This window comes from Hydrogenophaga sp., assembly GCF_035481345.1.
In the GTDB taxonomy this organism is placed as follows: domain Bacteria; phylum Pseudomonadota; class Gammaproteobacteria; order Burkholderiales; family Burkholderiaceae_C; genus Hydrogenophaga.
The window spans coordinates 1-14,089 of the sequence record NZ_DATIGV010000018.1 but is presented as its reverse complement, the minus strand read 5'-3'; the positions used below and the strand labels follow the sequence as shown (position 1 = coordinate 14,089).

Below are 14,089 nucleotides of genomic sequence, written 5' to 3'. Positions count from 1 at the left end.
GGATTATCGGCCACCGGCTTTCGGGCCCCGCCGATAATTCCCGCGTGAACCGTTTCCTGCTGCCCCTGCTGCTGACGCTGGCCGTCGCCCTGCCGGCCTGTGCGCAGGGCCCCTCGCGCGAGGGCCTGCCCCCGCCCGTGAGCGCCGCGTTGCTGCGCGCCGAGGTGCCCGCCACTGCCTTCTCCGCCGTCGTGGTGCCGCTGGACGGCCAGGAAGCGCGGCTGCGCCACCAGTCGGGCATGCAGGTCAACCCGGCCTCGGTGATGAAGCTGGTGACGAGCTACGCGGCTTTTGACCTGCTGGGCCCCGCCTACACGTGGAGCACGCGCTTCTACACCGATGGCACCGTGTCGGCGGGCGCGCTGCGCGGCAACCTGTACGTGCGCGGCGGTGGCGATCCGAAATTCGTGCTGGAGCGCATCCAGGAGGCCTTCACCGCACTGCAGGCGCAGGGCGTGCAGATCGTCCTGGGCGACATGGTGCTCGACAGCAGCGCCTTCGATCTGCCGCCTTTTGACCCCGGCGCCTTCGACGGCGAGGCGCTTCGGCCCTACAACGCCGGGCCCGACGCGCTGCTGGTGAACTTCAAGTCGGTGGTGCTGAGCTTTCAGCCCGACCCCGCCGCCGGCGTCGCGCGGGTGGTCAGCGAGCCGCCGCTGGCGGGCCTGGCCATTGACGCCAGCGTGCCCTTGTCCAACGGCGCCTGTGGCGACTGGCGCGGGGGGCTGCGCGCGCGCTTCGACGACCCGGGGCGCATCGCTTTCGAGGGCCGCTACCCGTTTCGATGCGGCGAGCAGAAATGGCCTGTGGCCTACCAGGATCCGTCCAGCTTCGCGGCGCGAGCGCTGGAGGGCCTGTGGCGCGCGGGTGGTGGCCTGCTCACGGGCCAGGTGCGCGCCGGCCTCACGCCGCTGGACGCGAAGCTGCTGCTCGACGCGCCCTCGCTGCCGCTCACGGACATCCTGTCCGACGTGAACCAGTGGAGCAACAACGTCATGGCGCAGCAGGTGTTCCTCACGCTGGGCCAGCTCGCGCCGCAGGCCACGTCGCTGCCCGGCAGCGGGCCGCTGCCCTGGAAGCGCAGCGGTTTCGAACAGGCCCGCACGGTGCTGGGGAACTGGTGGCGCCGCACCTTCGGCGAGCGCGTGCCGGCGCCGGTGATCGACAACGGTTCGGGCCTGTCGCGCGACGAGCGCATCACGCCCGAGGCCCTGGCCATCCTGTTGCGCCACGCGGCGCGCCACCCGCAGGCCGACGCCTTCGTGGGCACGCTGTCGCTGGCGGGCGTGAGCGGCACCGCGAGGCGTTACGCCCTCGACGAGCGCAGCCCGGTCTACGGCCACGCCTGGCTCAAGACCGGCACGCTGCGCGACGTGACCGGCGTGGCGGGCTACGTGAGCGCGGTCAATGGCGTGCGCTACGTGGTGGTGGCCTTCGTGAACCACCCGAACGCGCCGGCGGCACGGCCGGCGCTGGAGGCGCTGGTGGAGTGGACGGCCCGGCTGGTGGACTGAACGCGGGTCAGGCGGCGGCTCTCGCCAATCGGTCCCGCACGCCGTCCCACTCGGGACCCTCGGGCGGCGTTTCCACCCAGATCAGGCGCACGCCGGTGGCGTCGAGTTCGCGCAGCACCGCGAACAACTCCTGCGCGGTTGCCTCGGCGTTGTCGGGCATGCGCCGGCGCGGCGCGCCGCGCGCGGACTCGATCGGGCTGCGCGCGTACAGCGCGATGTGCTTCGCGTCGCTGCCCAGCACCTGGAAGGCGGCGCGCAACTGCTTCGCGTCCATCAAGCGCACCTTGGCGCGCGGCGCGTAATGCGATTCGAGCGTGCCTGAGGCGCGCGGTGAGGCCCCGTCGCGCGCGCGCAGCGGCTCGCCCGCGATGGTTTCCAGCCGCGCCGGCGTGAGCATGCCCGGGCGCAGCAGCACCGGGTGGCCGCGCGTGCAGTCCACGATGGTGGATTCGATGCCCACGGGGCAGGCGCCGCCGTCGAGCACCAGCAATTCGTCTTCGCCGAGTGTGTCGAATTCCTCCACCACGTGGCCAGCGGTGGTGGAGCTCACGCGGCCGAAGCGGTTGGCGCTGGGCGCGGCCACACCGCGCACGCCGTGCGCGGCGGCGGCGCGCAACACCGCCTGCGCCACAGGGTGCGACGGGCAGCGCAGGCCGATCGAGTCCTGCCCGCCCGCGGCCACCGCGCCCACGTCGGCGCGGCGCGGCAGGATCAGCGTGAGTGGGCCGGGCCAGGCGGCCGCGATGAGCCGCTCCGCGAAAGCCGGCACCTCGCGCGCGTAGTGATCGATCGCGGCGCGCGGCGACTCGGCCGCCACGTGCACGATGAGCGGGTGGTCGGCCGGGCGGCCCTTGGCCTCGAAGATGCGCTGCACCGCGCTGGCGTTGTCGGCATCGGCCGCCAGGCCATAGACGGTTTCGGTGGGCAGGCCCACCAGGCCGCCCTCGGCCAGGCGCCGTGCGGCCCGCTCGATGGCTTCGGGCTCCTGCGCGTTCAGCAGCAGCGGCATGGCGGGGTCAGAGCGGCGGCAGGCCCAGCAGGGCGAGCGCCTTGGCGGCGGTGTCGCGCACCGCGGCCACCGTGGGGCCGGTGATGTTGAGGTGCCCCATCTTGCGGCCGGGCCGCGCGCTGGCCTTGCCATATAGGTGCAGGTGCGTGCCGGGCAAGGCCAGCAGCGCGTCCCAGGGCGGTGTCACCGCGGCCTCGCGGCCCGGGGCGAACCACAGGTCGCCCAGCAGGTTGAGCATGATGGCCGGGCTGTGTTGCACCGGCGGGCGCAGCGGCAGGCCCGCGACGGCGCGCACCTGCGCCTCGAACTGCGACACGTCGCAGGCGTTCTGGGTGTAGTGGCCGCTGTTGTGCGGGCGCGGCGCCATTTCGTTGACGATCAGGTCCAGTCCGCCGAGGCCGTCGTCGACCAGGAAGTACTCCACGCACAGCACGCCCACGTAGCCCAGTTGCTGCGCGATGGCGATGGTGGCCGCCTGCGCGCGCCGCGCCAGCGCGGGCTCGATGGCGCCCTCGTGCACCTCGGTGACCGCGAGGATGCCGTCGTGGTGCGTGTTCTTCTGCACCGGGAAGCTCACGCAGTCGCCGTTGGCGCCGCGCGCCACGATGACCGAGCACTCGGCGCGCAGGGGCATGAGCTTTTCCAGCACGCAGGGCACGCGGCCCAGGCGGTCCCAGGCGGCGGCGAGTTCGGCGCGGTCTTTGACGCGCGCCTGGCCCTTGCCGTCGTAGCCCAGGCGCGCGGTCTTCAGGATGCCGGGCAGGAGATCGGCCGCCACGGCGGCGAGCTGCTCGGGCGTATCGATGGCGGCGTAGGGCGCGGGTCGCACGCCGCTGCCGTCGGCCGCGCAGCGCGCGAAGTGGGCCTTTTCAGCCGCGCGGTCCTGGGCGATGGCCACGCAGGCCGCGCCCGGCGCCACCGGGCGCTGCGCCGCCAGCGCGGCCAGGGCCGGCGCGGGCACGTTCTCGAACTCGGTGGTGATGGCGTCGCTGAGCTCGGCGAGCCGCGCGAGGCCTTCGGTGTCGTCGTAGGCGCTGCGGATGTGATGGTGGCTGATCAGGCCGGCCGGGCTGTCGGCGTCGGGGTCGAGCACGGCGGTGGCGTAGCCCATGGCCTGCGCGGCCTGCACGAACATGCGGCCGAGCTGGCCACCGCCCATCACGCCCAGCGTGGCGGGACGGCCCGAGGCGTCGGTGGCGCCGGGCAGCAAGGGGTTGTTCAGGCTCATGCGGGCGGCAAGGTCATGGCGCGCGCGGCTTCGGTCTGCTCGGCGCGGAAGGCCTGCAGCTTCGCGCGCAGTGCCTCGTCGTGGTTGGCCAGCATCGCCACCGCGAACAGCGCCGCGTTGGCCGCGCCGGCCGGGCCGATGGCGAAGGTGGCCACGGGCACGCCCTTGGGCATCTGCACGATGCTGTGCAGCGAGTCCACTCCGCTGAGGTGCTTGCTGGCCACCGGCACGCCCAGCACCGGCACCACCGTCTTGGCGGCCAGCATGCCGGGCAGGTGGGCCGCGCCGCCGGCACCGGCGATGATGGCCTTGAGACCGCGTGCGGCGGCCGCTTCGGCGTAGGCGAACATGTCGTCGGGCATGCGGTGGGCCGAGACCACGCGCGCTTCGTGCGCGACGCCGAACTGCGACAGGATCTGCACGGCGTGCTGCATGGTGTCCCAGTCGCTGCTGGAACCCATGACCACGCCCACGGGAATGGGGTTCATGGCATTCGGCTTTCGGCCCGCGGGGCCTCCGGTAAAGTGGCGATTTTACGTTTCGCCCCCACTTACCCCCGAGCGCAGCCATGATCGACGTCACCATCGCCAACTTCGAAGCCGAGGTCATCGAGGCCTCGATGCAGACCCCCGTGCTGGTGGATTTCTGGGCCCCCTGGTGCGGCCCCTGCAAGGTCATCGGCCCCATCCTGGAAAAGCTGGAGGCCGACTACGCGGGCCGCTTCAAGCTCGTGAAGATCGACTCCGACCAGGAGCAGCAACTGGCCGCGGCCTTCGGCGTGCGCAGCATCCCCACCTGCGTCCTCTTGATGAATGGCCAGCCGGTGGATGGTTTCATGGGCGCTTTGCCCGAGGGCCAGTTGCGCGCCTTCCTCGACAAGCACCTGCCCGGCGAGGGCGAGCTGGTGGCCGAGGCCGAAGAAGCCGCCGCGCAGGAGGCCCTGGCCGGCGGCGACACCGAGACCGCGCTGGAGCGCCTGCGCCAGGCCGTGCAGGCCGACCCCGACAACGACGACGCACGTTTCGACCTGGTGAAGCTGCTGCTGGAACTGGGCGAGGACGACGAGGCCAAGGTGGCCTTCGCGCCGGTCATCGCCAAGGCCGACGCGGTGCGCCGGCTCGATTCGCTCAAGCGCTGGATGGCCGCGCGCGACGCGCAGGCCGACGTGGCCGAGCCCGAGGCGCGCATGGCCGCGCTGGACACGGCGATCGCGGCCAACAAGCGCGACTTCGACGCGCGCTTTGCCCGCGCGCAGTTGCTGATGGCCTACGGCCAGTGGACGGCCGCAATGGACGAGCTGCTGGAGATCCTGATGCGCGACAAGGCCTGGAGCGAGGACCTGGCGCGCAAGACCTACATCGCGATCCTTGACGTCATCGAGCCGCCCAAGCCCAAGGTGGCCGAAGGCCAGGTGCCGCCGGAGGACCCGACGGTGGCGACGTACCGGCGGCGCCTGTCGTCCGTCGTTCTGAGCTGAGGCCCGCCCTCAGCCCACCAGGCGCGTGAGCGCCTCGCGGTACTTTTCCGCGGTCTTGTTGATCACCTCGCGCGGCAGGCGCGGCGCGGGGGCGGTCTTGTCCCAGGGTTTGCCTTTCACCTTCGCGCCTTCCAGCCAGTCGCGCAGGTACTGCTTGTCGTAGCTGGGCGGGTTGCTGCCCACGGCGTAGCTTTCCGCCGGCCAGTAGCGCGAGCTGTCGGGCGTCAGCACCTCGTCCATCAGCACCACACGGCCGGCCGCGTCCAGGCCGAACTCGAACTTGGTGTCCGCGATGATGATGCCCTTCTCCAGCGCGATGGCCGCCGCGGCCTTGTACAGCGCGATGGCGATGTCGCGGATCTGCGCCGCCACGTCGGCACCCACCATCTCCACCGTGCGCTCGTAGGTGATGTTCTCGTCGTGTTCACCCATCGCGGCCTTGGCGGCCGGCGTGTAGATGGGCTCGGGCAGCTTGGAGGCGTTCATCAGGCCCTCGGGCAGCGGCACGCCGCAGACCGAGCGGGTCTCCTGGTACTCCTTCCAGCCGCTGCCGGCCAGGTAGCCGCGCACCACGGCCTCCACGGGGATGGGCTTGAGGCGCTGCACCAGCATGGAACGGCCCGCCACCTGCGCGCGTTCGGCCGGCGTGACCACGCTCTCGGGGTCTTCGCCCGTCAGGTGGATGGGGCAGATGGCCAGGCCCTTGGGGCCGAGGCGGTCGAACCAGAACAGCGAGAGCTTGGTGAGCAGCTCGCCCTTGCCGGGGATGGGCTCGCCCATGATCACGTCGAAGGCGCTGATGCGGTCCGACGCGACCATGAGGATGCGGTCGTCGCCGACGGCGTAGTTGTCGCGCACCTTGCCGCGCGCAAGCAGCGGTAGCGACGTGAGATTGGAGGTGTGCAGGGCGGAGGTCATGGCGCGGGTCGATCGGAGGGGCAAGAAAAAGGCCCGTTGAACGCTCAACGGGCCTTGCGCAGTTCGGCGGGATTATCGCAAGTTGGCGCACCGCCCGGGCAATGCCCGAGCGAGCCCTTACTTGGCCGCCAGTCCCAGGCGCTCGATCAGGGCCTTGTCCTTGGCGAAGGTCTCCCCGGCCCACTTGCGGTAGTCCTCTCCGTTGCGGTACCACACGGCCTGGTTGAGCTGGCCGAGCACCTCCATGTGCTTGGGGTCGTCCATGGCCTTCTTGAAGGCGTCGTGCAGGGTCTTCACCACGGCCGGGTCCATGCCCTTGGGGCCCGCCAGGCCGTAGGGCGAGGTGGAGACCACGCCGTAGCCCAACTCCTGCGCGGTGGGCACCTCGGGCCAGCGCTGGGTGCGCTGCTCACCGAAGGTGACCAGCAGGCGCATCTGGCCGGCGTCGACGTACTTGTCCCAGCCGCTGGCGTCGCTCTGGGCCATCACGTGGCCGCCCAGCAGCGCGGCCTGCAGGTCGGCGTTGCCCTTGAAGGGTACGTGCACGAGCTTGACCTTGGCGTTGCCGGCCAGCTCTTCCATCAGCAGGTGCGGGCTGCTGCCGGTGCCGGTGGAGCCGTAGTTGATCTCGCCGGGCTTCTGGCGCGCGGCCTCGATGTAGTCCTTGAAGGTCTTGTAGGGCGAGTCGGCCTTGACGGTGAGGCCGAAGGTGTAGCCCGAGACGCCGATGATGTAGGTGAAGTCGTTCAGCGGGTCCCAGTTGGTTTTCTGCATGTGCGGCATGCGCAGCAGCCCCAGGGGAAACTGGGCGATGGTGTAGCCGTCGGGTTTGGCGGTCTGCGCCATGGTGCTGGGGCCCAGGGTGCCGCCCGCGCCGGGGCGGTTTTCCACGGTGATGGGCTGCCCCAGGTGCTTGCTGGCGAGCTCGGCCAGGGTGCGCAGGTGGCGGTCGGTGGAGCCGCCGGCGGGCCAGGGCACGATCAGTGTGATGGGGCGGCTGGGGTAGGCCTGGGCCTGGGCGGGCACCCAGGGGGCCGCGCCGGCGCTGGCGGCCACGCCGGCCAGCAGCAGGCTGCGGCGGCGGATCGTCGGGGGCTTCGGGGCCGTGGGGTTCTGGCGGGTCATCGTCTTGTCTCCTTGCTTGTGGTGTTGCCGGATGGCGAGGGATGCCGCGCGGCGCACGGCGCGGGGGTAATCACGAAGGCGAGGGGGCGGTGGCGTCGCGTGCGGCCTGCTGCGCCTGCAACTCGCGCCACATCACCTTGCCGCTGCCCGAGCGCGGCAGCGAGGCCACGAACTCCACGATGCGCGGGCTCTTGTAGGCGGCCATCTGGCCGTGCGCCCAGTCGATCAGGTCCTGCTCGCTCACGCGGCCGCGCTGCTCAGGCCGCAGCACCACCAGGGCCTTCACCGTCTCGCCGCGCCGCGGATCGCGCGCGCCGATCACGCAGGCTTCCTGGATGGCGGGGTGGCGGTACATCAGGGCCTCCACCTCGGCCGGCGAGACCTTGTAGCCGCTGGCGTTGATCATCCGCTTGAGGCGATCGGTCATGAAGAAGTAGCCCTCGTCGTCCACGTGGCCCAGGTCGCCGGTGCGCAGGAAGCGCTGGCCGTCGATCTCGATGAAGGCCTCGGCCGTGGCCTGCGGGTTGCGCCAGTAGCCCTGCATCACCTGCGGGCCGTGCACCACGATCTCGCCGGTCTCGCCCACGGGCCGTTCGGTCAGGGTCTCAGGGTCGATCACGCGGGCATCGACCTCGAACACCGGCAGGCCCAGGCACTGGCGCTTGGGCCGGTGCAGCGGGTTGATGTGCGTCGCGGCCATGGTCTCGGTCATGCCGTAGCCCTCGATGTAGTCGCGGCCGGTGAGGGCCTTCAGCCGCGCGGCCAGGGCGTCGGGCATGGCCGCGCCGCCGCCGCGCACGCAACTCAGGCGCGAGAGGTCGAAACGGTCGAGGTCCGGCAACGCGAGGAAGTCGATCACCATGGTGGAGATGGCCTGCCACACCGTGACGCCGTAGCGTTCCATGCAGATGGCGGCGGCCTCGCGGTCCCAGCGCGACAGCACGACGAGGGTGGCGCCCGCGTACAGCGGCCCGTTGAGGCTGCCCGACAGGCCGGTGACGTGGAAGAAGGGCAGCACCGAGAGGCAGACCGCGTCCTGCGTGGTGCCGAACCAGCGCACGCCGCCCACCAGCGTGGCCATCACGCTGCGGTGGGTGTGCATGCAGCCCTTGGGCAAGCCGGTGGTGCCCGAGGTGTAGGGCATGGCGCAGAGATCGTCGGGGCCGGCGGTGAGCGGGCCCGGTGTGAGCTGTGCCGCCACGGTGTCGGCCCAGGCGGTGAGGGCGGGGTGATCCGGCGCCTCGCGCGGCGCGCGAACGAAGTCGGGCACGCGCAGTTCGGTGGGTTCGCGCAGGTGGTCGCTGTAGGTGGCGACGATCGCGTGCCTCAGGCCCGTGCCCTTGTCGGTGCCGGCATCGGCCAGCAAGGGCCGCACGAAGGGCAGCAGGTCCTGCGCGACGATGGCCACGCGCGCGCCGCTGTCCTCGATGCAGTGGCGCAGCTCCTGCTCGCGGTTCATGGGGTTCACCGGCACCACCACCGCGTTGGCGCGCAGGATGCCGTAGAAGCCCAACGCCCATTGCGGGCTGTTCTGCAGGCACAGCAGCACGCGGTCGCCCGCCCGCACGCCGCAGCGCTGCTGCAGGAAGGCGGCGATGCGCTCGGCTTCCCGCAGGCCCTGCGCGTAGCTCAGCGGGGTGTCGTAGTAGACGGTGAAGGGCTTGTCCGGGTGGCGCGCGGCCGACGCGGCCAGGTTGTGGAACACGTTCACCGCCGGCAACGCGAGCGCGTGCGGCAGGCCGGGTGGCCAGTGGTCCGTGTTGGGGCGGGACATGGTGTTCGTATATTCCGCTGATCGGAAAACGCTATCGAATGCAGTCAATATGCGGCCTCTCCCGATAGAGCGTCAATCGGATTCAGGGAAAGCGAGCATCGAAAGTCCGTCGATGCTGGCGTTAAATTCCGATAAGCGGAATATCAGGACGCATCCGGTTTCATGGGACGCCAGCGCCACCAGCCCTCACCTTCGCCCGGCGAGGCCGACCCCTCGCAGGACCGCCGTTTCGTCACCGCGCTCGCGCGCGGCCTGAGTCTGCTGCGCTGCTTTGGCCCGACCGACCGCTGGCTCGCTCATCAGGAACTCGCGCGGCGCAGCGGCCTGCCGCAGGCCACCGTGTCGCGCCTGACGTTCACGCTGGCCAGCCTGGGCTATCTGCGCCACCGCCCCGGCACGGGGGAATACGCGCTGAGCCCGGCGGTGCTCTCGCTGGGCTTCAGCGTGCTGTCCAACTTCGAGGTCGGGCGCCTGGCGCGGCCCTTCATGGAGACCCTGGCCGAGCACACGCAGGCCGCCATCTCGCTGGGCGTGCGGCACGGCACCTCCATGGTCTACGTGGCGCATTGCCGCAGCACGGCGCGCCTCATCCTGGGGCTGGACGTGGGCACGCGCCTGCCCTTCGCCGAAACGGCCATGGGCCGTGCGATGTGGTGCGCGTCCACGGCGGGCATGCGCGAACTCATCGCGCGCCACCTGCGGGCCGAGGACCCGGCGCGCTGGCCCGAACGCGAGCCGGGCCTGCGGCGCGCCGAGGCCGACCACGCGGCGCGCGGCTACGTGGTGTCCTCATCCGAATGGGAGCAGGACATCGCCGCCATCGGCGTCGGCCTGGACCTCGGCGATGGCCGCGAGCCGCTCTCGCTCACCGTGGGCGGGCCGGCGGCGCGGCTCAAGGGCGCGCTGCTGCACGGGGACTTTGCGCCCGCGCTGGTGCGCACGGGGCAGGAGATCGTGGCGGCGATACAGGCGGGGGGCTGGGAAGACTGAATTCCAAAAGAAAACGCCACCGCCGGCGAACCGGTGCGGTGGCGTGGCACGAACGCGTGGCGGTTCAGTTCACCACTTGCGCCAGCTCGCCCTTGGCGTACTTGCCGGCGACGACCTGCAGCGTCTCGCCCTTGATCTTGCCGGCCTGGCCTTCGCAGCCGAACTCGATGTAGCGCTGCTTGCAGACCTGCTTGGCGGCCTCGCGCGCGGGCTTGAGCCACTCGCGGGCGTCGAACTTGTCGGGGTTCTCGGCCAGGAACTTGCGCACCGCGCCCGTCATGGCCAGGCGGATGTCGGTGTCGATGTTGATCTTGCGCACGCCGAACTTGATGGCCTTCTGGATCTCCTCGACGGGCACGCCGTAGGTTTCCTTCATCTTGCCGCCGTACTGGTTGATCTGGGCCAGCAGCTCCTGCGGCACGCTGGACGAGCCGTGCATGACGAGGTGCGTGTTGGGCAGGCGGCGGTGGATCTCGGCGATGCGCTCGATGGCCAGGATGTCGCCCGTGGGCTTGCGGGTGAACTTGTAGGCGCCATGGCTGGTGCCGATGGCAATCGCCAGCGCGTCGAGTTGGGTCTTCTTCACGAAGTCGGCGGCCTGCTCGGGGTCGGTCAGCAGCTGCTCGCGCGTCATGGTGGCGTCGGTGCCGTGGCCGTCTTCCTTGTCGCCCTTCATGGTCTCCAGGCTGCCCAGGCAGCCCAGTTCGCCCTCGACGGTGACGCCCAGCTTGTGCGCCATGTCCACGACCTGCTTCGTCACGTCCACGTTGTAGTCGTAGCTGGCGATGGTCTTGCCATCGGCCTCCAGGCTGCCGTCCATCATCACGGAGGAGAAGCCCAGGTTGATGGCACCCTTGCAGACGTCGGGGCTCTGGCCGTGGTCCTGGTGCATGACCAGCGGGATGTGCGGGTACATCTCGATGGCGGCCTGGATCAGGTGCTTGATGAAGGGCTCGCCCGCGTATTTGCGCGCGCCGGCGCTGGCCTGCAGGATGACAGGGGCGCCCACTTCGTCGGCCGCGGCCATGACGGCCTGCACCTGTTCGAGGTTGTTCACGTTGAACGCCGGGATGCCGTAGGTGTTGGCGGCGGCGTGGTCGAGCAGTTCGCGCATGGAGACGAGTGCCATGGGATTCCTCTTTGAGTCGTTGGTAACCGTGGTGTAACCCGGGATTTTAACTTTCGACCTGCGCGCGCCGGTTCCCATGCACCCCCTGCCTTACGTGTGCTTTCACACGTTGGCCATGTCACCAATCGTCACATTCCCGTGGGGAACTGTGAGGGGGCAAAGGCACACGGTCAGGCTTTGGCACAAGAGAGGAAGCGCCATGGCCCGCCGTCGCCACCAGAGGATCGCGACACTCACCTTCGCCGCACTGCTGCCCGCGCTCTCGCAGGCCCAGGTCACGCTCAAGCCCGATGGACAGTGGAGGCATCTGCTGACAGCGGGTGCCAACTTCTCGTCGGGCAACAACGATGCCGCGACCGTGAACCTGGCCGCCGAGGGCGCGCGCCAGACCAGTTGGGACAAATGGACCTGGGGCCTGAAGGCCGACCGCGCGCACAGCAACGACGTGGACACGGTGGAGCGCTACGGCCTGCGCACCCAGTACAACCGCGACTTCTCGATCGACTGGTTCGGCTTCGGCTCGGGCGAGTGGCAGCGCGACCGGCTGGCCAACATCGCGGCGCGCTACTCCGTGGCCACCGGTGTGGGCCGCCACATCTGGAGCGACGACAGCGGCTTCTTCGACGTCTCGGGCGGTATCGGCTACACGCACGACCGCTACATCACCCCCACCGACATCGCGGGCGAGAGGCGCGAGCGCTACGGGCGCATGGAACTCGTGCTGTCGGAGGAGTCCAGCCACAAGCTCACCGACACCACCAGCCTGCGGCAGAAGTTCTCGCTGTTCCCCGACCTGCGCGAGTCGGGCAAGTACCGCGCGGTGCTGGACGTGGGCCTGACGGTGGCGATGACGCAGACCGTGAACCTGACGGCGGGCCTGAACTACCGCTACGACAGCGACCCGGGCACGAACCTGAAAAAGACCGACACGATGTTCGTGACCGGCGTTTCCATGCGGTTTGATTGACGCTCAGGCAGCTCTGCAGATCTTGAGCGTGTTCGTGCCGCCGGGCTGCCCCATGGGCTCGCCCACGGTGATGGCGTAGACGTCGCCGGTCTGCACGATGCCGCGCTTCTTCAGGTGCGACTCGGCGTCCACCAGGGCGTTGTCGCGGTCGGCGTTGTTGTCCATCAGCAGCGGGCGCACGTTGCGGTAGAGCGTCATGCGCCGCTGCGTGGCCAGGTTGGGCGTCATCGCGTAGATGGGGATGCGCACGATGTGCCGGCTCATCCACAGCGCGGTGGAGCCCGAATCGGTGAGCGCCACGATGGCCTTGGCGCCCAGGTGGTGCGCGGTGAACAGCGCACCCATGGCGATGCTGTGGTCGATGCGCGTGAAGGTCTTGCCCTGGAAGTCCGCGCCCAGTTCGTGACGGTCGGCCTTCTCCGCCTCCAGGCAGATGGCGGCCATTTCCTTCACTGTCTCCAGCGGGTACCGGCCGGCGGCGGTCTCGGCGCTGAGCATCACGGCGTCCGTGCCGTCGAGCACGGCGTTGGCCACGTCGCTCACCTCCGCGCGGGTGGGCACGGGGTTGACGATCATGCTCTCCATCATCTGCGTGGCGGTGATGACGACCTTGTCCATTTCGCGCGCGAGCCGGATCATGTGCTTTTGCAGCGCCGGCACGGCCGCGTTGCCCACCTCCACCGCCAGGTCGCCGCGCGCGACCATGATGCCGTCGGAGGCCTTGAGGATGTTGGCGAGTTCGGGAATCGCCTCGGCGCGCTCGATCTTCGCGATCAGGCCCGGCTTGTGGCCGCCACCGGCCACGGCGCAGAGCTGGCGCGCCAGTTCCATGTCGGTGGCGTTCTTGGGGAAGCTCACCGCCACGTAGTCGGCCTTCAGGCCCATGGCGGTCTTGATGTCGTCCATGTCCTTGGCCGTGAGCGCGGGCGCGGTGAGGCCGCCGCCCTGCTTGTTGATGCCCTTGTTGTTGGACAGTTCGCCACCGAGCTTGACGGTGGTGTGCACGGCCGGGCCCTGCACGAAATCCACGGTCAGCACGATCAGGCCGTCGTTGAGCAGCAGGGTGTCGCCGGGCTTCACGTCGCGCGGCAGTTCCTTGTAGTCCAGGCCCACGCCGTCCTGGTCGCCGGGCTCGGTGCGGGCGGCGTCGAGCACGAACTTCTCGCCCGGCACCAGCTGGATCTTGCCCTGCGCGAACTTGCCGACGCGGATCTTGGGTCCCTGCAGGTCGGCCATGATGCCCACCTCACGGCCGGCGCGCTGCGCGGCTTCGCGCACCAGGCGGGCGCGGTCGATGTGGTCCTGCGCGGTGCCGTGCGAGAAGTTCAGCCGCACCACGTTGACGCCCGCGCGGATCATGGCTTCGAGCATGTCGGGCTCGCTGGAGGCGGGACCGAGGGTGGCGACGATCTTGGTGGCGCGCGTGAGCATGGACGCAGTCTCCTGAGGGGCCGGAACACCGGCGGGCATGTAATTTGGTTTCAATTATCCATGAAGCGATTTCGCTGGGGTTACAAGCGGGGCACGGCGGCGGGGGCGGTGTTGTAGGACGGCTCCGACACGCCAAGGCGCTCTTGTCCGGCCAGGGCTGAGCGAGGCGCTGCCTACAGTGGCTTCTTGCGGCCGGGCACGCCCTGTGCCCCGCACCCGGCACGCGCACGGAGGACTCCCCATGCACAGCGCCCTTGTCAGCGCCGTTTCCGCCATCGTGGCCTACCTCGCGACGCTGGCGATCGCGGTGGTGGCGGCGGTGTCGCACCCCGGTGCCGAGCCCGAGCACCACTTCCTCCAGGCCGTGGCCGAGTTGAGCGAAGCCGCCACGGACCTGCTGTCCTGGCCCTGAAGGCGTCCGCTCAGGCGGGTGGGTCGGCCGGCTCGGGCGGGCGCGCGGGCAGTTCGGCTGCCACCCGGGTGCCCTGGCCGCAGGCAGCCACTGTAGGCAGGGCAGCGGCCAGCCC

The 14,089-nt window shown here is 70.3% G+C and carries 13 protein-coding genes; 5 read left to right on the top strand and 8 right to left on the bottom strand.

Features of this window, described 5'->3' with window-relative positions:
- Window positions 1–44 precede the first annotated feature (44 nt).
- Entirely contained in the window at window positions 45–1,514 is a 1,470-nt protein-coding gene (gene dacB, locus VLG41_RS01145) for a D-alanyl-D-alanine carboxypeptidase/D-alanyl-D-alanine endopeptidase (RefSeq protein WP_325347562.1), read from the top strand.
- A gap of 7 nt (window positions 1,515–1,521) precedes the next feature.
- Here the strand turns inward: dacB and VLG41_RS01140 are convergent, their stop codons facing one another.
- From VLG41_RS01140 to purE, 3 genes are read right to left on the bottom strand one after another with little or no spacing between them, the layout of a single operon-like run.
- Complete coding sequence (locus VLG41_RS01140; RefSeq protein WP_325347603.1) at window positions 1,522–2,517, bottom strand: L-threonylcarbamoyladenylate synthase; 996 nt, start codon at window positions 2,515–2,517, stop codon at window positions 1,522–1,524.
- Window positions 2,518–2,530: 13 nt separating this feature from the next.
- Window positions 2,531–3,751 carry a 5-(carboxyamino)imidazole ribonucleotide synthase gene (locus VLG41_RS01135; protein WP_325347561.1) on the bottom strand — a complete coding sequence of 407 codons (1,221 nt, stop codon included), beginning with the start codon at window positions 3,749–3,751 and terminating at the stop codon, window positions 2,531–2,533.
- Window positions 3,748–4,239, bottom strand: coding sequence for a 5-(carboxyamino)imidazole ribonucleotide mutase (purE, locus tag VLG41_RS01130; protein ID WP_325347560.1), 492 nt, complete (start codon window positions 4,237–4,239; stop codon window positions 3,748–3,750). Before purE ends, VLG41_RS01135 begins: the two co-directional genes overlap by 4 nt.
- Before the next feature lie 80 nt (window positions 4,240–4,319).
- Here purE and trxA point away from each other — a divergent pair, with 80 nt between their 5' ends.
- The gene (gene trxA / locus VLG41_RS01125) at window positions 4,320–5,228 is read left to right on the top strand and encodes a thioredoxin (RefSeq protein ID WP_325347559.1); all 909 of its coding nucleotides are present in this window, start codon (window positions 4,320–4,322) and stop codon (window positions 5,226–5,228) included.
- 9 nt (window positions 5,229–5,237) lie between these two features.
- Here the strand turns inward: trxA and VLG41_RS01120 are convergent, their stop codons facing one another.
- The 3 genes from VLG41_RS01120 to VLG41_RS01110 all read right to left on the bottom strand — a co-directional run bounded on the left by VLG41_RS01120 (window position 5,238) and on the right by VLG41_RS01110 (window position 9,045).
- Entirely contained in the window at window positions 5,238–6,146 is a 909-nt protein-coding gene (locus VLG41_RS01120; protein ID WP_325347558.1) for a phosphoribosylaminoimidazolesuccinocarboxamide synthase, read from the bottom strand.
- Window positions 6,147–6,263: 117 nt separating this feature from the next.
- Window positions 6,264–7,271, bottom strand: coding sequence for a tripartite tricarboxylate transporter substrate binding protein (locus tag VLG41_RS01115; protein WP_325347557.1), 1,008 nt, complete (start codon window positions 7,269–7,271; stop codon window positions 6,264–6,266).
- A gap of 70 nt (window positions 7,272–7,341) precedes the next feature.
- Window positions 7,342–9,045, bottom strand: coding sequence for a long-chain fatty acid--CoA ligase (locus VLG41_RS01110; protein WP_325347556.1), 1,704 nt, complete (start codon window positions 9,043–9,045; stop codon window positions 7,342–7,344).
- 162 nt (window positions 9,046–9,207) lie between these two features.
- Here VLG41_RS01110 and VLG41_RS01105 point away from each other — a divergent pair, with 162 nt between their 5' ends.
- Window positions 9,208–10,035: an IclR family transcriptional regulator gene (locus tag VLG41_RS01105; RefSeq protein WP_325347555.1), complete on the top strand. Its 828-nt coding sequence runs from the start codon at window positions 9,208–9,210 to the stop codon at window positions 10,033–10,035.
- A 64-nt stretch (window positions 10,036–10,099) separates the two neighbouring features.
- On the opposite strand, the gene fba is transcribed toward VLG41_RS01105, so the two are convergent.
- Window positions 10,100–11,164 (bottom strand): class II fructose-bisphosphate aldolase, encoded by a 1,065-nt coding sequence (gene fba, locus VLG41_RS01100; RefSeq protein ID WP_325347554.1) that lies wholly within the window; start codon window positions 11,162–11,164, stop codon window positions 10,100–10,102.
- 199 nt (window positions 11,165–11,363) lie between these two features.
- Here fba and VLG41_RS01095 point away from each other — a divergent pair, with 199 nt between their 5' ends.
- Window positions 11,364–12,131 carry a DUF481 domain-containing protein gene (locus VLG41_RS01095; protein WP_325347553.1) on the top strand — a complete coding sequence of 256 codons (768 nt, stop codon included), beginning with the start codon at window positions 11,364–11,366 and terminating at the stop codon, window positions 12,129–12,131.
- A 3-nt stretch (window positions 12,132–12,134) separates the two neighbouring features.
- On the opposite strand, the gene pyk is transcribed toward VLG41_RS01095, so the two are convergent.
- The gene (gene pyk / locus VLG41_RS01090) at window positions 12,135–13,562 is read right to left on the bottom strand and encodes a pyruvate kinase (RefSeq protein ID WP_325347552.1); all 1,428 of its coding nucleotides are present in this window, start codon (window positions 13,560–13,562) and stop codon (window positions 12,135–12,137) included.
- Window positions 13,563–13,803: 241 nt separating this feature from the next.
- Between pyk and VLG41_RS01085 the strand changes: the two genes are divergently transcribed.
- Entirely contained in the window at window positions 13,804–13,974 is a 171-nt protein-coding gene (locus tag VLG41_RS01085) for a hypothetical protein (RefSeq protein WP_325347551.1), read from the top strand.
- Window positions 13,975–14,089: the final 115 nt, after the last annotated feature.